This is a genomic window from Microcoleus sp. N9_A1, from assembly GCF_036701795.1.
Lineage (GTDB): Bacteria > Cyanobacteriota > Cyanobacteriia > Cyanobacteriales > Microcoleaceae > Microcoleus.
Window position 1 is genome coordinate 23223 of record NZ_JAUBRI010000001.1, and the last position, 20087, is coordinate 43309.

At 46.9% G+C, this 20087-nt stretch carries 22 protein-coding genes; 12 read left to right on the forward strand and 10 right to left on the reverse strand.

Features of this window, described 5'->3' with window-relative positions; genetic code table 11:
- The first annotated feature begins 365 nt into the window (after positions 1–365).
- The gene (locus tag QUA58_RS00080) at positions 366–2057 is read left to right on the forward strand and encodes a transglutaminase domain-containing protein (protein WP_333392580.1); all 1692 of its coding nucleotides are present in this window, start codon (positions 366–368) and stop codon (positions 2055–2057) included.
- Between the two features lie 108 nt (positions 2058–2165).
- Positions 2166–2303 (forward strand): hypothetical protein, encoded by a 138-nt coding sequence (locus tag QUA58_RS00085; protein WP_333253304.1) that lies wholly within the window; start codon positions 2166–2168, stop codon positions 2301–2303.
- Between the two features lie 130 nt (positions 2304–2433).
- Here QUA58_RS00085 and QUA58_RS00090 read toward each other — a convergent pair whose 3' ends face one another.
- The 3 genes from QUA58_RS00090 to QUA58_RS00100 all read right to left on the reverse strand — a co-directional run bounded on the left by QUA58_RS00090 (position 2434) and on the right by QUA58_RS00100 (position 4728).
- Positions 2434–3420 (reverse strand): aldo/keto reductase, encoded by a 987-nt coding sequence (locus QUA58_RS00090; RefSeq protein WP_333392581.1) that lies wholly within the window; start codon positions 3418–3420, stop codon positions 2434–2436.
- Positions 3421–3552: 132 nt separating this feature from the next.
- Positions 3553–4482 carry an alpha/beta fold hydrolase gene (locus QUA58_RS00095; protein ID WP_333392582.1) on the reverse strand — a complete coding sequence of 310 codons (930 nt, stop codon included), beginning with the start codon at positions 4480–4482 and terminating at the stop codon, positions 3553–3555.
- A gap of 78 nt (positions 4483–4560) precedes the next feature.
- A complete protein-coding gene (locus tag QUA58_RS00100; RefSeq protein WP_333253298.1) occupies positions 4561–4728 on the reverse strand; it encodes a hypothetical protein in 168 nt (55 codons plus the stop codon).
- 8 nt (positions 4729–4736) lie between these two features.
- On the opposite strand from QUA58_RS00100, the gene QUA58_RS00105 reads away from it, so the two are divergent.
- Both QUA58_RS00105 and QUA58_RS00110 read left to right on the forward strand, forming a co-directional pair.
- Positions 4737–5078 carry a hypothetical protein gene (locus QUA58_RS00105; RefSeq protein WP_333253296.1) on the forward strand — a complete coding sequence of 114 codons (342 nt, stop codon included), beginning with the start codon at positions 4737–4739 and terminating at the stop codon, positions 5076–5078.
- Positions 5079–5179: 101 nt separating this feature from the next.
- Positions 5180–5668, forward strand: a complete 489-nt coding sequence (locus QUA58_RS00110; RefSeq protein WP_333253294.1) for an anti-sigma regulatory factor — start codon at positions 5180–5182, stop codon at positions 5666–5668.
- A gap of 252 nt (positions 5669–5920) precedes the next feature.
- On the opposite strand, the gene QUA58_RS00115 is transcribed toward QUA58_RS00110, so the two are convergent.
- Positions 5921–6196, reverse strand: a complete 276-nt coding sequence (locus tag QUA58_RS00115; protein ID WP_006631172.1) for a DUF6439 family protein — start codon at positions 6194–6196, stop codon at positions 5921–5923.
- Between the two features lie 118 nt (positions 6197–6314).
- Here QUA58_RS00115 and QUA58_RS00120 point away from each other — a divergent pair, with 118 nt between their 5' ends.
- Together QUA58_RS00120 and asnS are read left to right on the forward strand one after the other, a co-directional pair.
- Entirely contained in the window at positions 6315–6680 is a 366-nt protein-coding gene (locus QUA58_RS00120; protein WP_333253291.1) for a DUF2203 domain-containing protein, read from the forward strand.
- Positions 6681–6776: 96 nt separating this feature from the next.
- The gene (gene asnS / locus QUA58_RS00125; protein WP_333253289.1) at positions 6777–8168 is read left to right on the forward strand and encodes an asparagine--tRNA ligase; all 1392 of its coding nucleotides are present in this window, start codon (positions 6777–6779) and stop codon (positions 8166–8168) included.
- 81 nt (positions 8169–8249) lie between these two features.
- Here asnS and QUA58_RS00130 read toward each other — a convergent pair whose 3' ends face one another.
- The gene (locus tag QUA58_RS00130) at positions 8250–9731 is read right to left on the reverse strand and encodes a pitrilysin family protein (RefSeq protein WP_333392583.1); all 1482 of its coding nucleotides are present in this window, start codon (positions 9729–9731) and stop codon (positions 8250–8252) included.
- Between the two features lie 382 nt (positions 9732–10113).
- A complete protein-coding gene (locus QUA58_RS00135; RefSeq protein WP_333392584.1) occupies positions 10114–11709 on the reverse strand; it encodes a pitrilysin family protein in 1596 nt (531 codons plus the stop codon).
- Between the two features lie 387 nt (positions 11710–12096).
- Between QUA58_RS00135 and QUA58_RS00140 the strand changes: the two genes are divergently transcribed.
- Both QUA58_RS00140 and QUA58_RS00145 read left to right on the forward strand, forming a co-directional pair.
- Positions 12097–12714, forward strand: a complete 618-nt coding sequence (locus QUA58_RS00140) for a helix-turn-helix domain-containing protein (RefSeq protein WP_333225407.1) — start codon at positions 12097–12099, stop codon at positions 12712–12714.
- A gap of 24 nt (positions 12715–12738) precedes the next feature.
- Positions 12739–13260 carry a GNAT family N-acetyltransferase gene (locus QUA58_RS00145; RefSeq protein WP_333392585.1) on the forward strand — a complete coding sequence of 174 codons (522 nt, stop codon included), beginning with the start codon at positions 12739–12741 and terminating at the stop codon, positions 13258–13260.
- Between the two features lie 8 nt (positions 13261–13268).
- Here the strand turns inward: QUA58_RS00145 and QUA58_RS00150 are convergent, their stop codons facing one another.
- On the reverse strand, positions 13269–13631 hold the full coding sequence (locus QUA58_RS00150) for a hypothetical protein (protein ID WP_333253281.1): 363 nt from the start codon (positions 13629–13631) through the stop codon (positions 13269–13271).
- Positions 13632–13743: 112 nt separating this feature from the next.
- On the opposite strand from QUA58_RS00150, the gene QUA58_RS00155 reads away from it, so the two are divergent.
- A complete protein-coding gene (locus tag QUA58_RS00155) occupies positions 13744–13878 on the forward strand; it encodes a hypothetical protein (protein ID WP_333392586.1) in 135 nt (44 codons plus the stop codon).
- 308 nt (positions 13879–14186) lie between these two features.
- On the opposite strand, the gene QUA58_RS00160 is transcribed toward QUA58_RS00155, so the two are convergent.
- Entirely contained in the window at positions 14187–14549 is a 363-nt protein-coding gene (locus QUA58_RS00160) for a hypothetical protein (protein ID WP_333392587.1), read from the reverse strand.
- A gap of 119 nt (positions 14550–14668) precedes the next feature.
- Here QUA58_RS00160 and QUA58_RS00165 point away from each other — a divergent pair, with 119 nt between their 5' ends.
- Positions 14669–15466 carry a cobalamin biosynthesis protein gene (locus tag QUA58_RS00165; RefSeq protein WP_333392588.1) on the forward strand — a complete coding sequence of 266 codons (798 nt, stop codon included), beginning with the start codon at positions 14669–14671 and terminating at the stop codon, positions 15464–15466.
- A gap of 4 nt (positions 15467–15470) precedes the next feature.
- Here the strand turns inward: QUA58_RS00165 and QUA58_RS00170 are convergent, their stop codons facing one another.
- Complete coding sequence (locus tag QUA58_RS00170) at positions 15471–15839, reverse strand: phage holin family protein (protein ID WP_333253274.1); 369 nt, start codon at positions 15837–15839, stop codon at positions 15471–15473.
- A gap of 109 nt (positions 15840–15948) precedes the next feature.
- On the opposite strand from QUA58_RS00170, the gene QUA58_RS00175 reads away from it, so the two are divergent.
- Both QUA58_RS00175 and QUA58_RS00180 read left to right on the forward strand, forming a co-directional pair.
- A complete protein-coding gene (locus QUA58_RS00175; protein WP_333392589.1) occupies positions 15949–16446 on the forward strand; it encodes a pentapeptide repeat-containing protein in 498 nt (165 codons plus the stop codon).
- A 99-nt stretch (positions 16447–16545) separates the two neighbouring features.
- On the forward strand, positions 16546–17379 hold the full coding sequence (locus QUA58_RS00180) for a Uma2 family endonuclease (protein ID WP_333392590.1): 834 nt from the start codon (positions 16546–16548) through the stop codon (positions 17377–17379).
- 74 nt (positions 17380–17453) lie between these two features.
- On the opposite strand, the gene QUA58_RS00185 is transcribed toward QUA58_RS00180, so the two are convergent.
- Positions 17454–19655 (reverse strand): transglycosylase SLT domain-containing protein, encoded by a 2202-nt coding sequence (locus QUA58_RS00185; RefSeq protein WP_333253269.1) that lies wholly within the window; start codon positions 19653–19655, stop codon positions 17454–17456.
- Positions 19656–20087 lie beyond the last annotated feature (432 nt).

Sequence of the window (20087 nt, forward strand, 5' to 3'; positions counted from 1 at the left end):
AGGTTTTGACGGATATAGTAATCTGTTGTACTTAATTTATATCTTCAGGCAGATACGATTATTTGGGTCGCTCTGATCAACATAGAATTCTCTGTCGCGTTTGTCAGTGGTAGCTTAGTAGTTATACTTACTTCCATTCACGGCAGCAGGTTGGGTTGAGCTTGTTAAACCCAACTTTGACAAAGACTAATATTCGGGCTCTTTTAACTCTAGTAAGAGGGTACAACGCGTCTTTTCGTAAAAACACCCGGTTGATGCGTCAGTCCTGGATATCAGGAAACTAGGCAATTTTGCTGGTGAACCTCAAGCGATCGGCTACAAGTTACAAATCAGGTTTTCTGTACAATACCGGCAAGAAATTTAGCATGAATCTCGATTCACCTGTTCTCTCGGACAAACAGCCTTCGGGGCTGCGGATGGTAAGACCGATCGGAGTCTTGGCACTGCACGGCATTGCTTTTTTAGGAAATAGGTTGTTCGCTGTCGATCGCGCCGAAGGGCTGCTATTGGAGATCGATCGAGAAAGTGACAACACTACTGTTTTGAATCCTTATCAAACGGCTAAGTTTGCGGGCGCAACCGGGCTGGCTATTTCGGAAGATACTCTCTGGTTTGCGCGGGATGAGGATATTTGTTGCTGTCGGGGCGCAGTTCGGGACGGGGCGATCGCTGAACTCAAACCGGAACATTTTGTTTCACTTTCTTATCCTGCTGACGGGATTGCTGTTTGGAAATCTACGCTTTATGTGACTTGCCAGAGATTGGGCTATATTCTGGTTTTTGACATGAAAACTGGTCGGGAAATTACTCGGTTTTACGCTCCCGGTATAGGGGTGGAAAATATCACAGTCCGGGATGAGGAAATTTGGGTTTGCGACAAGACTGAGCAAACTGTTTACTGTTTGGAACGGGGAACTGGGGAGATTAAATTTAGCGTTTTGACTCCCTTTGAGTCGCCTTCGGGTTTGGCTTTTCACAAGGATTCCGAAACGGGGGAGGAGGTTCTGTACGTGGCTTATGCCGGGGATGAACTTTACATCCGGGATGACCCGAATTCGGAAGATCCTTTTCAGTTGACGAAGCGCGATCGCACTTTTATTCAGCCTTTGTCTTTTCACTACAATGAAGCCGATCGCTACGCTCTGTCAAACGGTTTTTTGATGGAAATGTCTTATGTGGAGGAACTGTCTCCTCTGGATGAGGTAGAAATCGCAAATTTGGAGTGGCGGATTGCTTTGCCTTCGGAAACTCATCGACAAAAAGTAAGGAAAATCACGCCGATCGGAATGCCTTTTACTGAGGAAATTCTGGAAGGGGAACGGGTGGCGGTGTTTAAGTTCGATCGCCTGCAGAAGGGGGAACGGCGAATTTTTGGCTGGAAGGCTTTGTTGGAAGTGCGATCGATTAAGTATCAGTTGTCACCTAGGGATGTCGAAAAGATTCCGAAGCTGTCGCCGGAGTTTGCAGCTAAGTATTTGGTGGATAATGACAATTTGGCTATGGATACGGAGATTGTGCGATCGGCTGCCGTGGCCTCAATTGGCACAGAAACTAACATTCTGAGGCAATTACTGAGCATTCGCAATTTTGTTTATGACCAACTTTCTTACGGGATCAGGCCTCACATTGACACTCCCGATATTGTACTGCGCCGCGGCATCGGTTCTTGCGGCGAGTACGTAGGGGTGTTGTTGGCTTTGGCTAGGTTAAACGGGATTGCTTGCCGCACGATCGGGCGCTACAAGTGTCCGGCTTTTGCTGACAGAAAAGGCGTGCCGCTGGAGCCGGATTTCAATCACGTTTGGCTGGAGTTTTACATTCCGGGTTTTGGCTGGGTGCCGATGGAATCTAATCCTGATGATATTCAAGACAGAGGCCCTTATCCTTTGCGATTTTTTATGGGTTTGGCTTGGTATCACGTAGAAATTGGCAAGGGAATTCGGTTTCAAAGTCTCACAAGCGGGGGTCTTCCTTTGAACAAGGAGGATGTTTCCGTAGGGACTCTGGCAATCAATCATGTGAGGTTTACAATTTTGGAAGATTTGCCAGCAGTTTGAATGGAGTGTGAGCAATTAACAGTTAGCCGTCAATATTCAACTGTTAATTGTTAACATTTTTCATCTAAAATCGAAAGTAGAAAATGTAAAATCAGAGGAAGAGGGGTTGTGGAATTTTCGATTGCTAATATTCTAGTTTTAGTGGCTTTTGTACTGCTGCTGACCGTGACTGGCGGGGTCGCTTATTTGACTGCGGTTGAGTGGCGCGATCGCAGGCGGTTAGATAAGGCTAAACGGAAAAAATAGTAGCTCGTTGCTGTTGACAAATTGCATCTTTTATGATAAAAAACCAGGCGACCCAATCGTGTCGCCTGGTTTTTTGATTTGAGGAGTTTTGACAGCTTCGCAACGCCGATCAACCTTTGGAAATTGGCAACTAAGTCCATTGTCGGAAAAATGTATTTTCTTGCCAAGCAGCGGCGGTGCGCTTTTCAATTGCTGCCATTTCTGTTTTGTTCAAAGGTTTGAATGCTTGGGCGGCTTTCAAGTTTTCTTCCAGTTGCTTTACTGAGTCGGCGGCGATGACGCAGCAGTGCACGCCGGGAAGTGAAAGCGTGTAGCCCATTGCTTGGTGCATTCCATCTAAAACACCGTTCTGAAATAATTTGCCGTAAGCTGGTATTTTCATGGCTATGACGCCGATATTTTTGGCTTTGGCAACTGGTAAAGCGCTGGTAACAAAGGAGCGCGGATGGTGTTTTTCGGCGGCGTTGAGGGAGATTAATGTTGTGTCAAAAGGATAGCGCTGCAAGCCTGCGGCAATGATGGCTGGTTCGTGGTGTCCGGTGATGCCGGAAAAACGAATTATTTTTTGCTGTTTGGCTTCTTCGATCGCCTTTATTGCTCCTTTGGCACTGAAAATTTGGTCTAATTCTGTTTGGAATGAGACGTGGTGGAGTTGCCACAAGTCTAGCCGATCGGTTTTCAATCTTTTGAGCGATTGCTCAAAATCTCTCCACGCGCCATCTCTGTCTCTGGCGGCGGTTTTTGTGGCTAGGAATAGGCGCGATCGATATTTTGGCAAAACTTTGCCTAAGTTTTCTTCGCTGGGCCCGTACTCGGCCGCCGTGTCAAAATAGCGAATGCCTAATTCGATCGCGCGTTCAATTTGCGCCACCGCTTCTGCTTCTCTTCCCTGCTGCGATAGGGGTGTTTGTCCGGCCCATCCCAAACCAAAAATCGGCACTGTCACGCCGGTTTTGCCTAACAGTCGTTCTGGCATTTTTACTGTGGTGGCCGCCTGGTTATTGGGTGCGGCTGCGATTTCCCGATCCTGCTGTTCGATCGCCTTAGCGCCTGCAATGCCGCTGGCAACAGCTATACTGCTCAATATAAAATTGCGGCGAGTCTTTTTGCTGGTCATGGTTTCGATCTCCTCAGAATGTTTGAGTTGAGATTAACCAGAAAGTTAAATTAAGTCATTAGTCAACCGTCAACCGTCAACAGTCAACCGTCAACAGTCAACCGTCAACAGTCAACAGTCAACCGTCAACCGTCAACCGTCAACAATGCCCTTGTCAATTATCCATGCGCGAATCAGTTCGTTTATGTGTTCTGGTACTTCGTCGTGGGGACAGTGACCAGCTTTGATAAAGTGTTCTGTCAACTGCGGATAGTGTTTGCGAAACTTGGCGCTTCTTTCTGTAGAATTCATCCACGGATCGCCTTCTCCCCACAGCATTAGCAACGGGCATTTTAATTGACTCAGCAATACGTCGATTTTTTCCCCTTGGGGTGTTCGGAATACGGAGGCGAATACTTTGGGGGCACCGGGATCGCAGGATGGTTGGTAAATTTCTTCTACTAATTGGTCTGTGACGGCGCTTTGGTCGAGATAAACTTTTTCTAGGGTTTTCCGAATTGTCGATCGCTGGCGCACGTACTGGAACAGCAGAAAACTTGCCCAATCTTGCTGAAATAAGGTTTTAGCTACCGTAGATATGGCTTTTTGCAAGGGCGGGGCTTCGGGTGCGGGCTGCGGTTCGCTGAAGGGGCCGGCGCTGTTGATTAATATGAGTCCGGCGGCTGATTCGGGGCGCTGGGCGGCGACACACAAGGCGGCGTAGCCTCCGAGGGAGTTGCCGGCTAGTACGGCGGGCCGGCCGATGATGTTGGTGATAAAGTCGTGGAGTTGGTCGCGCCAGAGGTCGCCGCTGTACTGCATTTCGGGTTTTGCCGATCGCCCGAATCCGATCAGGTCGATCGCCCAGACTTCAAAGTCTTTGCTCAGGCCGCTGATATTTTTGCGCCAATGGTCTGTGGACGCGCCAAAACCGTGAATTAACAGCAGGGGAGGGCGTTCGGGATGCCGATCGCTCGTTAGCGAAGCCCTCGAAGAGGATCGAACGTAGTATACTGAATGCCCCCGCCACTGCCAGTAAGTGCCGGCGATGGGGGCTGTGGTGATGGCTGGGGTTGTTTGCATGATGTAAAGAAATAATTATTTACTTTAACTATTGTATCGCGACGCTCAGATTTATAAAATTTTGCAAACGCGCTGGGCTTAGGCCAGCAAAGGATTCGTCAAGTTTGGCGAGTTGGGTTCTGGCGATCGCCCGTACTCAGTATTAATAAGTTTTGTAACGAATATTGATTTTGTGAGGATCGCAGCAATCCGAGATATTTTGCCCGATCGCATTTTGGAAAATAAATCGGGTTTTGGCTGCAACATACCTAGGTATGATGATTTTGCTGTTTGGTGGCAAGACCAAGTTCTGGGCGATGCAGCTTGCCCAGCGGCTGCGAGGGTCGAACCTGATGGGCGAGGGTCAAGGGATCGACTTTTTTATAGTTATTTGCGGGCTTTTCCAGGTGGGGATCGTTTGTTCAAGAGGTGTTGACGGCTTGGGGGATGCAGCTAACCGTTTGGTTGCGAGTTGGCAAAAGCTGAAATCAAAAATTTCGGGGCTGGAAGAAGTTATAAGTAAAATTACTGATGGTTCTCTGCAGAAGTTTCTCAGAATCGCAGAATATTTTGTGACGTTGTTTGCTGTTCTTAATTGCTTTGATACTCTAAGATAGAAGTAGAGCTGCGCCGCTCAATTAATTAGCATTTTGAATACTAGGGAGCCAACTATGCAGGGTGTGAACTTTATCCACCTGAAAGTTAGGGAGTTTTCTGAGTGATTGCTATTTCACCTCGTCCCGTCGGACGCAATTGGATTACGATTAGCTTCGCTTCTACTCTATACCTTTGTCCTATTTTGGATCTGCTCCTAGCAGAGCTTCCGGATCACTGGCAAGCGGAATTGCGGTTGGGGCTTCAAGAAGCTTTGGTAAATGCTGCTAAGCATGGTAACAAGTTAGACCCCGGTAAAACTGTTGGAGTCCGTTTTTCGATCGTCCAAAACCAATATTGGTGGGTGATATCGGATGAAGGTGCTGGCTTTAAGGCTCCTTGCGGTTGCGATCTTGATACCGATAATTTCGACACTCTCCTAGCAGAGGATGTTGCAGATGAATCGGCACTCCCCCATGTGGAACAGGAATGTGGTAGGGGGTTGTTTATTCTTTACCAAATATTCGATCGGGTAGAGTGGAATTCTCAAGGTACAGAGTTACGGCTGTGCAAAGAACTTCCCAGTCGCTACCGACTGCCTCGCTTGCGCTAGCACCGCCAGTTGGCAGCAGTTTTCACCTCAGCTAGTCCTGGAATTTTTTTGGTTTCCGGGCTGAAGTTTGCAGTGAGAATTTGGAGGATGTGGCTATTGATAGCTGATAATAATGCAAAATGTGAGTTTTGAGTCAAAAAAGTATAAATCTTTTGAACTCACAATCGCGCTGCTCGATCGAGCGGCGCGATTGTCTAAGTTTTGAGCGACTAATCAATTCAAAAGTCAAAACTCAAGACTCAAAACTCAAAATTATTTGCCGTGGGTGGGACAGGGAGGAGCAGATATCGATCGATCCAGCCATCCTGCTGCTTGGTTTAAGCGCGGGAGAGCTTCTTCGGGCTGTTTTTTGAGCAAAAAGACCAAAGCGGCCGCAGCTTGCTCGCAGGCCCGCGCGGAACGGTTGGCTTTCAGGCGGTGCCAATCTTTTTCGTGGATGGCGAGGCGCGCGGCTAGAGCTTGGGCTAGTTCTACCGTGCTCAGCTCGTTGAGGTTGACAGTTTGGGTTGTTTGTGTAGTTTCAAGCATAATTGGCAATTATAGGGATTTGGCTGCCGTTTCTGAATTTAAAAAATATACTGCATATAATAACAACTTAATTGGAAATCGGTTTTTTTTATTATTATTGTCAGGTTTACGGATCGAAATGCCTCAACAGCCGTCAGAGTTAAATCCCCAAGAGCAAGAAAGTGAGTTTGTTCAAGCGATCGCAGCAGTGGAGCGATCGCTCGCGGCAGTTAAAGAGCGTTACACTCAAATTCAGGTCGATCGACAGCGCCAAGTCGAACTAGGCCATCGGCGCGAAGAAATCCGCCAGTCGGGACGCCGAAATCCATTGCCGGAACTCAAAAAAGAATTGCGGGAAATTGAGCAAGAATTGGAAACGATCGAGTTAAATTTAGAAAGCAGTCTGTTTTCTTGGGGAAGCATAAAACAACCTTTTTGGCAAGCAGTTCGCTTTGGGGGACTGGGCATTTTGCTGGGTTGGATTTTGAAATCCTATGCGGGATAGTTTTGGATTTTTTTACCGCAGAGGGCGCAGAGGGCGCAGAGGAAGAGAAAAGAGAGAAATATGGTGCAAAATAATATTAAATAAACGGGAGTGGATATGACAAATCAACGAATTGCAGCAATTTTGCGCGGTGGCGAACCCGACGACACTGTAACTATTCAAGGTTGGGTGCGTACCAAACGCGAATTAAAAGAATTTGCCTTTGTGGAAGTCAACGACGGTTCGGCGATGGCTAATTTGCAAGTAGTCATCAATGCGGATTTGCCAGACTTTGAAAATGTACTCAAACAACTAAATACAGGTGCATCTTTAGAAGTGTCTGGCGTGCTGGTAGCGTCACCGGCGAAAGGACAGCGAATTGAATTAAAAGCTTCACAAGTACAAGTTTACGGCGAAGCAGACCCGCAAACTTATCCGCTGCAAAAAAAGCGCCATTCATTGGAATTTTTGCGGACAATCGCCCATTTGCGGCCGCGCACAAACACGCACGGCGCTGTGTTTCGAGTCCGCAATGCTTGTTCGGCGGCGGTACACCAATTTTTTCAAGAACGCGGCTTTTTGTGGGTTCACACTCCGATTCTTGCTGCTAGTGACTGCGAAGGTGCGGGGGAAATGTTCGCCGTTACCAACTTTGATTTAAAGAACGTGCCGCGCACAGATTCGCAAGAGGTTGATTATGCGAAAGACTTTTTTGGAAAGCGCGCTTATTTAACAGTTAGCGGCCAGTTGGAAGCGGAAGTTATGGCAATGGCTTTTGGCAATGTTTACACTTTTGGCCCGACTTTTCGAGCGGAAAATTCCAATACTTCGCGACATTTGGCTGAGTTTTGGATGATTGAACCGGAGATGGCTTTCTGCGATTTGCAGGGTGATATGGATTTGGCTGAGGCGTTTTTAAAGTACATCTTTAAGTACGTTTTGGATCACTGCCCGGAGGATATGGAGTTTTTCAATGAGCGGATTGATAAGACGGTTTTGGCTACGGCTGAAAATATTATTAACAATCAGTTTGAGCGGATTACTTACACGGAGGCGATCGCACTTTTGGAAAAAGCCGACAAAAAGTTTGATTTCCCGGTAAGTTGGGGCTTAGATTTACAGTCGGAACACGAGCGCTATTTGGCTGAAGATTTGTTTAAGAAGCCGACAATTGTTAGCGATTATCCAGTCGGGATTAAAGCATTTTATATGCGTTTAAACGAAGACGAGAAAACCGTGCGAGCAATGGATGTTTTGGCTCCGAATATTGGGGAAATTATCGGCGGTTCCCAGCGGGAAGAACGGCTGGATGTGTTGGAGCGGCGCATGGAAGCGCAGGGCATGAATAAGGAGGAGTTGTGGTGGTATTTGGATTTGCGCCGCTACGGTACTGTGCCTCACGCTGGCTTTGGTTTGGGATTTGAACGGTTGGTGCAGTTTATGACGGGAATGGGGAATATTCGCGATGTGATTCCGTTTCCGAGAGCTCCTTTGACTATTGATTTTTAGTTGACGATTGTGCGGCAAAACGTAGGTACACGGCAACGCCGTGTCCCTACCCGGATCGGTGACTCATAATCACAAATAAATTTAAGTCGCCGAGGGAATTGTGATATCAACAGATTGCACTTTGACCGCAGTTCCCAAACTCGATAGCGGCGGTTGAATTGCCGCACTATTTCCCACTACTAATGTCACCAGATTCTCCGGTTTCAAGTAAGTCTTGGCTACGCGCTGCACGTCAGCAATTGTTGCTGCTTCGATACTGCGACGGTAGCTAAAAATGAAATCTTCGGGATAACCGTAGTATTCGTAGCGCATTAATCGCGACAAAGTTTGACTCGGATTTTCAAATTTGAAGATGAAAGAATTTAGGGTGGAATCTTTAGCAAAAGCTAATTCTTCCGGGGTAATTGGTTCGGTGCGGATACGATCGATCTCTGCCCGAATTGCCTGGATAAACGGTACTGTCGCGTCCGATCGCGTTTGGCCTCCAGCGACAAACACCCCCGGATAGTCATATCTCGGACTCCAAGCCGCGTATACTGAATAAGCTAAGCCTTGGCGCGATCGCACGTTATTGAACAAACGGCCACCGAAACCGTTCAGAACCCCGTTCATTACGTCCAAAGCACCGTAATCTGGACTGCTGAGCATTCCGCCCAAATGTCCCATCTGCACGTAACTTTGACTTAATTGCGACTGATTTACCAAAAATACGCCACCGCCTTTTGCTGGCGATACCGTTGGTAGCGCAGGCACTTCTGCACTCTGACTCGGTTGCCAGTTGCCGAATTTTTCCTCGACGAGCGATCGCATTTTAGCTGTATCAAAATCGCCAGAAATACCCAAAATCATATTCTTGGGATGGAAATATTTCTGGTAGAAACTCACCAAATCGTCGCGGGAAATATTCGCGAGGGTTTTGTATTCTACGGTGCGCGCGTAAGGACTGCGATCGCCGTAAATTAATTTTTGAAACTCGCGGCCGGTAATACCGTCAGGATCGTCATTGCGGCGGGCGATCGCACCTTGAGTTTGGTTCTTCGCTAAATCCAACTTTTCTGCTTCAAAGATTGGCTCCCGAATCACTTCCGCAAATAAGTCAAACACTGGTTCCACATCTTCAGCTAAAGCACTAAAATTAGCCGTACCAGAAGCAACATCAATCCCCGTTTCTACCGAAGCTGCTCGCTGTTCTAGCAATTGATTTAGTTCATCAGCCGTATGCCGGCTAGTACCGCCAGTTCGCATCACTTCTCCCGTCAAACCTCCCAGTCCAATTTTATCGGCAGGTTCAAAACGCTCGCCCGTGCGAAATAGCGCCGTTCCCCCAATTAGCGGGAGTTCCCGGTCTTCCATCAGATACACCCGGATGCCATTTTTTAGCTCGAAGCGAGTGTATTTAGGCAGTTTAATTTCTGGCACCGCCGGGAATGTTAATTCGTCGTAGTGTTTGGGTGCCGCCGCAAAGGAAGGTAACAAATTAAACGTGCCAAGTGAAACAGTAAAAAAGCAAAGCGACAGCAGAAATAACTTTACTTTTTTCAGTCTCAATTTAGTCCTTTTCATTCTTTCTCCTAAGTTTTATATTGTGACAATTCTACAGCGAGGCATAGCCTCTGGATCTGCGTTCCCCGGCTCTGCCCATTGGTGACAACTTAACGTTAAACCGATCGTCTCTCTTGTTTGTAGCGAAGTCTAGATCCCCCCTAACCCCCCTTAAGAAGGGGGGGACAAGAGTGTTCTCAAAGTCAACCCCTACTCCCCTTAATAAGGGGGATTTAGGGGGATCTAGACTCGACTAAAAGCGACATTTATTATGGGTTTTAGTCTTAAGTTATCAGGAATGGGCAGGCCTGAGAACGAGTTTTTCTTTCTTCTTTCTGATGAATGCCTCACGCTCGACAATTCATCCGTGTATTCGTGTCAAAATCCGTGTCGTGCCTTCTTCTTACAGTGGCAAAAGTTTACCAATCGTGCGATTTTCCGGGCGAAAAGTTGCCTGAGAGACACGCTGAATGTCAGCCGGAGTAACAGCCGCGATCGCATCCAATTCCTTGAACAAATTTCGCCACGAACCAGTTTTCACTTGATAGTCCAGCAGCGAAAATGCCATGCCCATATTAGAATTGAGCGATCGCAACAAATCGGCTCTCGCCTGAGTTTTCACGCGCTCCAATTCCAAAGCAGAAACCGGCTCAGTTTTCAGGCGATCGATTTCCTTGCTCAAAGCTGCCGCCACCTCATCAACCGTGCGGCCCGGAGCAGTTTGAGCGTAAAATAACATCAAATTCGGATACTTTTCCCCCGGATAACCGCTGAAACCTTGAGCAGCCAGCGCCAATTGCTGCTGTTCAACCAAAGATTTGTAAAGCCGAGAAGTGCGGCCATCGCTGAGCAAAGAACCAATCATTTCATAAATCGCATTGTCGGGATGATTCATCGCCGGCCGGTGGTATCCTTCCAAATACCAAGGTTGAGTGTTTAATTTCAGCGTCACTTCCTTAGTTTGCGTTTGGGGAGGTTCGACAATCTGCAATTCTGGAGGCGCTGGTTTCGCCTTGTAACGGCCGAAATAAATTTGAGCGAGTCGCTTCACCTCCGCAGCTTTCACGTCTCCTACCACCGCCACAGTCAGCTTGCTGGGGACGTAGTGAGTCTCGAAAAACTTCTGCACGTCGCTGCGGCTGAGGTTTTTAATGTCTTCACTGTAGCCAATTACGGGACGGCGGTAGGGATGAGCAGAGAAAGCTTTGTTGGCAAAAACTTCAACCATTTGTCCGATCGGAGAATTCTCGGTTCGCAGCCTGCGCTCTTCTAAAATTACCTGTTTTTCTTTGTAAAATTCCCGAAATACTGGTTCTAGAAATCGCTCGGATTCCAGCGACATCCACATTTCTAACTTGTTAGCTGGGAGGCTGTAAAAATACATTGTGGCGTCGGTGGAAGTAGCGGCATTTAGTCCGACTCCGCCTGCTTGTTCCACTATTTTGCCGAGTTCATTGCGCTTGACAAATTGCGAAGCTTCGGCTTCAACTTTGTCAAATTCTGCTTTTAATGTGGCGACTTCTTGAGTTTTGCCGCTGGCCTTGGCTGCTTGCATTTGCTCGAAGAGTTGGTCTTGTTTTTCTAAGAGCGGCTTTTCGGCTTGGTAGTCGGTAGTGCCGATTTTTGGCGTGCCTTTGAAGGCTAAATGTTCGAGATAGTGCGCGACACCTGTTTGACCGTCGGGTTCGTTTGCGCCGCCGACATCGGCGTGAATCAGAAACGATGCTACGGGCGCTCTGGGCCTTTCGAGTACGATGAATTTCATGCCGTTGTCGAGCTTAAATTCGCTGACTTGGCTGATTACTCGATCGAGCGATGGTTGAACAGAGACTGTTTGGGAGCCGCTAGCGGGGTTGGGGCGGGCGAGGGCGATTTCGGGAGAAATGCCCCACCACAGCAGTACAGCGGCCAGCAGGGAGGCGATGAATCGAGTTTGGCGATCGGGCGATTCCCTACGGGATAGCTTCGCTTTACGGAGTTTTTGGAACTGCGGGGTCATTCGATTTTAGATTTTAGATTTTGGATTGTGGAGTGTCAAACAAAAAAATGTTTGTGCTCGGTGGCCAGGGATTCTTTTTTAAGGATAAAGATTTTTGGAGGCATAAGCGATCTATTGTGCCGCAGATGTTAGGCTGATACAGCAAATCTCCAAAAGGGTCATTGGATTTTAGATTTTAGATTTTAGATTTTGGATTGTCAAAGGGCAAGAAGTTTATGCCGAATAACAAGAGATGCTTTTTAAGCATAAAGATGTTTGGGGCATAAGCGATCTGTTGCGCTACTTCCAGTTTAAGATTAAAGTCACGCACAACTTAAAACTTAACATTATTTCGCCCTTCAGTCCCGAACCCGTAGTTCCAAGTCGCCAATTACCGATTGCAAAGCCATGCGAATTTTTAATCAGTCTCCTCCTTCTGAAACAGAAACTAAGAAGCGGATTTTACAAGCAGCTCAGCGGTTGTTTGCCCGCAGCGGATACGATGGCACGACAACTCGCGATTTAGCAGCGGCGGCGGGGGTGGCCGAGGGTACGCTATTTCGGCATTTTGATAATAAAAAAGCTATTTTGATTGAGGTGGCGACGGAAGGATGGGTGGAGTTGCTGACGGATTTGCTGACAGAATTGAGCGAGATGGGCAGTTACAAAGCAGTGGCTCAGGTGATGCGGCGTCGGATGCTGAATATCCGCGAGAATAGCGACATGATGCGGGTGTGTTTTTTGGAGGCGCAATTTCACCCGGATTTGCGCGATCGAATTCAGTTGGAAGTCATCGGAAAAATGAGCGATGTGGCTGAGGCTTTCTTTGAAACGGCGATGGAAAAAGGAGTTTATCGGAAGATGAATCCGAAGATTGTCGCTCAGGTATTTTTGGGAATGTTTGCAGTCGCAGGTTTCAGTCAAAATACGATTATGGAACCCAATGCTTCTCCGCAGGAAATGCAGGAAATGGCCGAAGGACTCGCAGATATTTTTCTGAATGGGGTTTTAGTCAAGGATGAATAATTAGGGTCACAGGGAAAAGTTGTTATGGGCCAAATTTTGCACTATTCTATTCGCCCGCTAACGCAGGAAGACGAGCCTTTTCTCTGGCAAATGCTGTATGAAGCGGCGCACGTGGCAGCAGAAGGCGAATCAACGGTGCAAGCGGTTGTCAATCATCCTTTAATTGCGAAATATGTCAAAAACTGGGGACGCGCAAACGATCTGGGCTTCGCAGCGATCGAATTGAACGACAGCCAGCCTGTAGGAGCCGCCTGGGTGCGTTTGTTTACAGAGGATGACAAGGGGTTTGGCTGGGTTGACGATACTACCCCGGAATTGGCGATCGCCGTTCTTCCAGAATATAGAAATCAGGGTGTAGGAACGCAGTTGCTGGCTCGTTTGTTGTCAGCAGCACAAGTCTCTTATCGATCGCTATCCCTGAGTGTCAGAAGCTCGAATCGAGCCCTGAGTTTGTACGAGCGATCGGGATTTAAAGTAATTGAGGGAAGCGAGACAATCAACCGCACAGGAGGGACATCATTCACCATGAAACTTGATTTTGACTAAGTGAATTATTACTCTATAAATTTATACATTTGCTGTACCCAATTCTCTCGATTTTCCTGCCATTCATCCGTCATTACTTCCCAAGTTGTATTGCTTTCAAGTTCCAGCAATAGACTTGATACTTCTTCAAGCGTCGATGCTATATGACCTTCTTTTATCCAACTTTCCCGGATCATTTTCCAGAGACTTTGTACCGCTTCTCGCTGAAAATTTGATTCTAATTCAACTAGCAATTGGGCTAGGTGTTTTTCGTTCATTGTGGCTGACACCTCGCTCATCCAACAGTTGCGACGTTCTTTCCATTCTTCCGTCACTGCGTCCCAGTTTAGGTGGGCTTGAAACTCTAACAGTAATTGGTTTAGTTCTACCATATTAAATTTTGTCTTGTTTGCAGTTTGTGCTATATTTGTACAAATTTTATTGATTTAGACTGTTGTTTTTTTATAATGAGCTATGTGGCTGAGGCTTTATTTGGAAACGGTGATGGAAAAACAAGTTTATCCAAAGATGAATCCGAAGATTGTCGCTGAGGTATTTTTGGGAATGTTTGCAGTCGCGCCATTCAGTCAAAATACGATTATGGAGCCGAATGTTTCTTGGCAGCAAATGCAGGTATAGCAATCCTAAATCATTTGTGTAATTCTTGTAGGGGCAAACCCACCGTGGTTGCCCCATGAGGCAGGGTAGGCACGGGGGCAGGGTAGGCACGGGGGCAGGGTAGGCACGGGGGCAGGGTAGGCACGGGGGCAGGGTAGGCACGGGGGCACTACCCCTACATCTTTTTACGATTCATTTAGGATTGCTATAATGGCTGAAGGACTCGCTGATATTTTTCTGAATGCGGTTTGGCAGAAAGATGCATCATTAGTCATTAGGAAATTTTAGAGCCTGAAAACGCAATATCTACAGGCTCTGACTCGTCGAAACTACTCGTTAAAATTGTGCATTTGCTGTACCCAATTATCGCGATTCTGCTGCCATTCATCAGCCATAGCTTCCGAATTTATATTGGTTTCAAGTTCCAGCAATAAACTTGATACTTCTTGAACAATCGATGCTCCCAGACATTCTTCTACCCAACTTTCCCGGCGCTCTTGCCACTGAATATCCACCGATTCCCACTGCAAGTTAGATTCCAATTCAACTAGCAATTCTGCTAGATATGTCAGGTTAACTGATGCTGCCGCATCGCTAACCCAACTTTCCCGGCGTTCTGTCCATTCTTCTATAAGTCCTTCCCATTTGAGGTTGCTTTCAAGCTCTAACAGTAACTGATTTAGTTCTACCATCTTAAATGTTGGGTTTTTTGTAGTTTGCGCTACAATTATACCAAAATTTTCACTAAACAGAGTGTTATTTTTTTTTAAGATTGCGGTCGCCGTGAAACTACAGAATAGATAACTGAATAATGAGCGATAAATTTACTTTAGATATGCTAGACATTCCCAGCGGCTGGCGGCGCGGCGAAGGTGACTGGACAGGAGTGGCGGCGGCTCTTGCTAGAGGAGAAACTGTAGAAGTAATTCAAGAAGTTGGTTCTACTTTGTGGCAAAACAGTCTGCCAGAAAAACATTCTTTGTATTGGGAGGGGGAAAATCTCTCAACTATCAAAGCTAGAATTTGGATTAGTTTCACCCAGAGAAGATTTTCGCCGGAATCTGTTTTGCCAAAGGTTCAGTGGCATCCGAGAGTGTTGTGGGTAGGGATAGGTTGCGAACGGGGAACAGCGCGAGAATTAATCGAAACTGCGATTCAAAATGTCTGTCGCGGTTATCATTTAGCGGAAAGTGCGATCGCAGGGATTGCTACAATAGACACTAAAGCAGGTGAACTCGGCTTGCTGGAACTTTGTCAAGCGCGAAACTGGCCGTTAAAAACCTTTGCTGCTGACATTTTAAGTTCCGTAGAAGTCCCCAATCCTTCAAATATTGCACTCAAAGAAGTCGGGACGCCCAGCGTAGCAGAAGCTGCTGCACTTTGTGCGATCGAACTGATATCTTCCACAATTCTCAAGAACAGGCAAGATGCCTGTTCCACAAAGAGTGAATCTGCTTGTGGGGTGGGCATCCTGCCCGCCCAGAAAAGGCTTTTAGTCCCTAAACAAATATTTCGCAGCAAAAATCCCCCCCTTTTACAAGGAGGGGTTAAAGTCGGTTCTGCGGTAACAGTGGCGGTTGCAGTTTGTGCGATCGACTATCTGGGATAATGTATTACTGAGCCAAAGTATCGGCATTCACAAATCGACCGATCAACCCAGAAACGAATGACAAAACAATCGAACCAAACAAAGCCGGCCAAAAACCGTTAACCGCAAAGCCGATACTGAACACACCCGCCAACCAGGAAGCTAGAGAAAGCGAGATTGCATTCACAACAAACAAAAACAAACCTAAAGTAATAATAGTCAAAGGCAGAGTCAGCAGTGTAAGGATCGGCCGGACAACCGCGTTCACCAATCCGATAACCACAGCAGCCACCATCGCCGCCGGAAAGCTAACCACTGCGATACCTGGTACAATGTTAGCGGTAATGACTAGCGATACCGCTGCTACTATCCAAGTTAAGAAAAAACTTAGCATATGTTTTTTTTCATCTCCATCACTATTAATTAAGAGTGTAACTGTTTAGTCGATCGACCAAAGTTCGGGATACACTACGAAATACCCACCTTGCAAGAATATCAGACTTATGAAACTCCGGCAACTAGCAGCATTCCTCTTGGCGCTAACTATCTTCATCCTGCCGCGGTCAGCCCAGGCTCAATCTAAATATTACCCTCCTCCCCTCTCCTTTAGCAACGCCGAACTGACAAGACGCGATTTTTCGGGTCAAATGCTGCGAACCGCTGAATTTTCTAACGCTAATATGGACTTAACTAATTTTTCTAATGCCGATTTGCGCGGAGCAATTATGAGCGCTTCGGTGATGACTGAGGCGAATTTGCACGGAGCCAATTTAACTAATGCAATGATAGATCAAGTTAAATTTACTAAGGCCGATTTAAGCGATGCAATTTTAGTGGAAACAATTTTGCTACGTTCTACTTTTGAGGAAGCTGATATCACCGGCGCTGACTTTACGGACGCAATTATGGACGGCGCACAAGTTAAAGAATTGTGCACAAAAGCCAGCGGTATTAATTCCCAAACAGGAATTTCTACTCGCGATTCCTTGGGATGCCGCTAATTTATTTGATAATCTCATTTTGTGGAACAGGCTTTCCGGCCTGTTCCGGGCTAGAAGCAACGCCCCATGCCATAGAGTCCTCAAATTATGAGTGCAAATATGATTGAAAAGACTCGTTTTCTCCCTCAGACTGACCCGCCACTTTCGCCCCGGCAAACTCTGCCGACAATGTATGATTTACCAAGCGAAGACCCGGAGGAAGCTGGTTTGCCTGACGAATATCATTGCTACCAGTCGCCTTTATTGCGGCACACCTTTAGGCCTGTTAATGTTGATTTAGATGAGGTTTTTGTTGGTATTGACCTCAACCTTTATTACGATTTGCGACATTCCAATTGGTACAAACGTCCTGATTGGTTTGCTGTTTTGGGCGTACCGAGACTCTACGAAGGCGAAAATCTACGTCTCAGTTACGTGATGTGGCAAGAACAAGTTAGCCCGTTTGTTACAGTTGAATTGCTATCTCCCAGTACGGCAGATGAAGATTTAGGTCGCACAGTTAGCCAAACCGGAAGACCACCGACAAAATGGTATGTTTATGAGCAGATTCTGCGCGTTCCTTACTACGTTGTTTTTAGTGGCACAACAAATGAAATTCTAGGATTTCGCTTGGTGGCTGGTGTTTACGAACAGGCAGAACTTATCGGCGGAGGTTTGCCAATTCCTCAGTTAGGATTGAGTTTGGGTTTGTGGCAGGGAAGTTATGAAAAGATCGATCGCACTTGGTTGCGCTGGTTTACACTCGAAGGGGAGTTAATTCTGACTCCGCAAGAGGAAGCTGAACAACAAACGGCTGAATCTGAACAACAAACGGCTGAAGCTGAACAGCGAGTGGCTGAAGCTGAACAGCGAGCGGCCGAATCTGAACAGCGAGCTCAAAAACTAGCAGCAAAACTCCGCGAGTTAAATATCGATCCCGATGAACTCGATTAGTTAGTAGGGTGCGTCAGCTTTGAACCATCAGTTATCCATCGAATAACGCACTGCTGACGCACCCTACAACTTAACTAAGGCTTGGCTTTTTTCTGAGAAGCCGCATAATGCTCAGTCATTAACTGATTAACTTCAGGATTGTAAATCCGCAGATAATTCCAGTAATTCTCAAACACCGATTTTACGTATCCTTTCGTTTCAGGAAACGGAATCTTTTCCGCAAAAGCATCCGGATCACTAAAACTAAACCTCTTCAACCAATCTGCTACTGCATTCGGCCCGGCATTGTAACTCGCCACAGCTAACATCGAGTTATTCTTGTACTCGTCGTGAGTGTGATCCAAATACCACGTACCGAGTTTAACGTTGTCGTCCACATTCTCCAATGAATACTTTTTAAGGCTGATTTGTGCAGCAACCCAAGCTGCTGTTTCCGGCATTACTTGCATTAAACCAGTGGCGCCAACTGATGATTTGATTGCGGGCATAAACCGCGATTCTTGCCGGATTAATGCTGTTACTAATACTGGATTTATTTTGCGTTCTTGCGACCATTTGACAATAGTTTCTAAGTAAGGAAAAGGATAAAGTGCTTGCCAATAAATCGGTTGCTGTCTGAGTTCTAGGTATTGGGTTCTATCATCTGGTTTATCGCGCTGCCGCAAACTACCAACCATCCACAAACCGTCTAAATTGTCTCCGACTGCAACTCGCATTAAACCGTCGGTAAACTGTTCGGCAATACTTGGTTCTACGCGGTCGATAAATTCTACTTGCCATAGCGTCCAAGCATCTCTATCTTGACCTAATTGATAGAGTTCTTTCAATGCAGGAGAACCGGCGGTTGGTTCGGGGCGCTGAGGGGGTCGCACTACATTGGGAGACAAGTCTCGGACTGTGGTAAAGTCGCCTACGGGCCAGCCGAGAAATACAGCAGATCGCCACGCAAAATATGATTCTGGATAGCGTAAAATAGTGTAGTCAAATGCGGTCTTGGCGTCTTGTTCGCGGCCGAGTTGCTGTGCCCATTTTCCGACCCAAAATGCTGCTTCTGGAGCTTGTTCGCTGTCTGGATTGTGGGTGGTTAATTCTCTCGCCCACTGCCAAGCTGATTTTAAATCTCCGCCTTTGGCAAACTGCTGGGCGATCGTCCACCGCAATTCGCCTGCTTTATCAGAATTATTGTATTTTGTCAAGAGCAACTTGCGGGTATCTGAGGCGGATTGACCACTGCGTGCTTTGTCGAGAAGTTGGGATTTATCTAACAAAGCTTCGGGGGCATAATTGGGAAATTTGCTAATAACTCGATCGAGCAAAACGATTGCTTCTTTCGGTTCGCTCAAGCGCGATAGCCGAATTAAACCCAAACCAGTATCTTCGGCATCGGGAAACTCCCGCACTAATTCTTGATAGGCAATTCTCGATTCCGGGATTTTTCCTTCGAGCCACAAACCGCGAGCTTTTCGGTAAATATTTTTGGCGTTGCGGGGAGCTTTCCCGTAAGCAATAGCTCCTTTGCCGTAATCTTGTTTTTCCCAATAGCCAAAGGCAATTTCTTCCCAATCTTCCGGTTTCAAAGCGGTGCTGTTTCGCTGCACCAGTTGTTCCAAAATTGTCCCGTAGTCTTTGACATAATGACCGTATTTAGCTACTAGCAGCATCAAATCCGGCTGATTGGGATTTTCTTTTAACTTGCTCATGGCAATTTCTACGCTGCGGGGATGAGCGGGAAATTCAGTAATTGCCTGTTGCCAATATTCCGGTTTTGACTTGCCTAAAACATATAAAGCTTCCGCTGCTACGGGGTCGCTCGGATAGTTTTTGAGCAGTTCCTCCCAAGCTTTTTGGGCTTTGCCTTTGTCGCCGCTCAATTGGTAGGCTTCCGCTCTTTTTAAGGCAATGTGAGCAGCTAAAACCGGATATTCTTGCTCTAATTTGTCCAATAAGTTTAATGCTTTGGCGGCATTTCCTTGCTGGATTAAATCGCTGGCAAGCAGGTAGCGGGCGCGGCTTTGAGGGGAGATTTGCTGCTGCGGGTTTGTACTTGCAGACTGAGTAGCTGCGAGTTGAACTAATTTCGCCGATCGCTCGCTCGGTGACAGCGACACCAGCATCTTGACTTGCGATTCGGAATTCGCTGCCTCTAGGGGCTGCTCGGCCTTCTGGAATGAGCCCAAACCCATCCATTTCATCGCAGCAACCAAAGAGCCGATCGCAATAACGCAAACTGAAACGCTGATTAAAACAGAAAATCGGGCCCGGCGTCGTTTTAGCATGGGAAAATTTAAGAGAATAAGAATAGATAATCGATCGTTTGTCAAGAGCCATAACAGGCAGGATGCCTGTTCCACGCCATAACAGGCAAGATGCCTGTTCCACGCCATAACAGGCAGGATGCCTGTTCCACGCCATAACAGGCAGGATGCCTGTTCCACGCCATAACAGGCAGGATGCCTGTTCCACGAGAAATAAATGTTAACAGTGGGGCGGGCACGAGTGGGCCGGCCCTCAAACAGATTATTGAGATTGGTGCGAGATCCGAAAAGCAGGCGGACTTGGCTGATATAGTAGCAGAATTTATTTAGATGCGGAGCGGGGAATTTGTGCGATCGATCTATTTGCCCGCACCTGCGAAAAAACGACAAACCACTCACTACCAAAACTTATGCTTAGAGCCTCCGTGCTGGGGCCGACGGAGGAAAGCTAAC

Bases quoted from the DNA above. Each gene is read 5' to 3' on its own strand.
- QUA58_RS00080 (WP_333392580.1), top strand. From the start codon at position 366: ATGAATCTCGATTCACCTGTTCTCTCGGACAAACAGCCTTCGGGGCTG.
- QUA58_RS00090 (WP_333392581.1), bottom strand. From the start codon at position 3,420: ATGACCAGCAAAAAGACTCGCCGCAATTTTATATTGAGCAGTATAGCT.
- QUA58_RS00095 (WP_333392582.1), bottom strand. From the start codon at position 4,482: ATGCAAACAACCCCAGCCATCACCACAGCCCCCATCGCCGGCACTTAC.
- QUA58_RS00100 (WP_333253298.1), bottom strand. From the start codon at position 4,728: ATGTTGCAGCCAAAACCCGATTTATTTTCCAAAATGCGATCGGGCAAA.
- QUA58_RS00105 (WP_333253296.1), top strand. From the start codon at position 4,737: ATGATGATTTTGCTGTTTGGTGGCAAGACCAAGTTCTGGGCGATGCAG.
- QUA58_RS00115 (WP_006631172.1), bottom strand. From the start codon at position 6,196: ATGCTTGAAACTACACAAACAACCCAAACTGTCAACCTCAACGAGCTG.
- QUA58_RS00120 (WP_333253291.1), top strand. From the start codon at position 6,315: ATGCCTCAACAGCCGTCAGAGTTAAATCCCCAAGAGCAAGAAAGTGAG.
- asnS (WP_333253289.1), top strand. From the start codon at position 6,777: ATGACAAATCAACGAATTGCAGCAATTTTGCGCGGTGGCGAACCCGAC.
- QUA58_RS00130 (WP_333392583.1), bottom strand. From the start codon at position 9,731: ATGAAAAGGACTAAATTGAGACTGAAAAAAGTAAAGTTATTTCTGCTG.
- QUA58_RS00135 (WP_333392584.1), bottom strand. From the start codon at position 11,709: ATGACCCCGCAGTTCCAAAAACTCCGTAAAGCGAAGCTATCCCGTAGG.
- QUA58_RS00140 (WP_333225407.1), top strand. From the start codon at position 12,097: ATGCGAATTTTTAATCAGTCTCCTCCTTCTGAAACAGAAACTAAGAAG.
- QUA58_RS00145 (WP_333392585.1), top strand. From the start codon at position 12,739: ATGGGCCAAATTTTGCACTATTCTATTCGCCCGCTAACGCAGGAAGAC.
- QUA58_RS00150 (WP_333253281.1), bottom strand. From the start codon at position 13,631: ATGGTAGAACTAAACCAATTACTGTTAGAGTTTCAAGCCCACCTAAAC.
- QUA58_RS00155 (WP_333392586.1), top strand. From the start codon at position 13,744: ATGGAAAAACAAGTTTATCCAAAGATGAATCCGAAGATTGTCGCTGAG.
- QUA58_RS00160 (WP_333392587.1), bottom strand. From the start codon at position 14,549: ATGGTAGAACTAAATCAGTTACTGTTAGAGCTTGAAAGCAACCTCAAA.
- QUA58_RS00165 (WP_333392588.1), top strand. From the start codon at position 14,669: ATGAGCGATAAATTTACTTTAGATATGCTAGACATTCCCAGCGGCTGG.
- QUA58_RS00170 (WP_333253274.1), bottom strand. From the start codon at position 15,839: ATGCTAAGTTTTTTCTTAACTTGGATAGTAGCAGCGGTATCGCTAGTC.
- QUA58_RS00175 (WP_333392589.1), top strand. From the start codon at position 15,949: ATGAAACTCCGGCAACTAGCAGCATTCCTCTTGGCGCTAACTATCTTC.
- QUA58_RS00180 (WP_333392590.1), top strand. From the start codon at position 16,546: ATGATTGAAAAGACTCGTTTTCTCCCTCAGACTGACCCGCCACTTTCG.
- QUA58_RS00185 (WP_333253269.1), bottom strand. From the start codon at position 19,655: ATGCTAAAACGACGCCGGGCCCGATTTTCTGTTTTAATCAGCGTTTCA.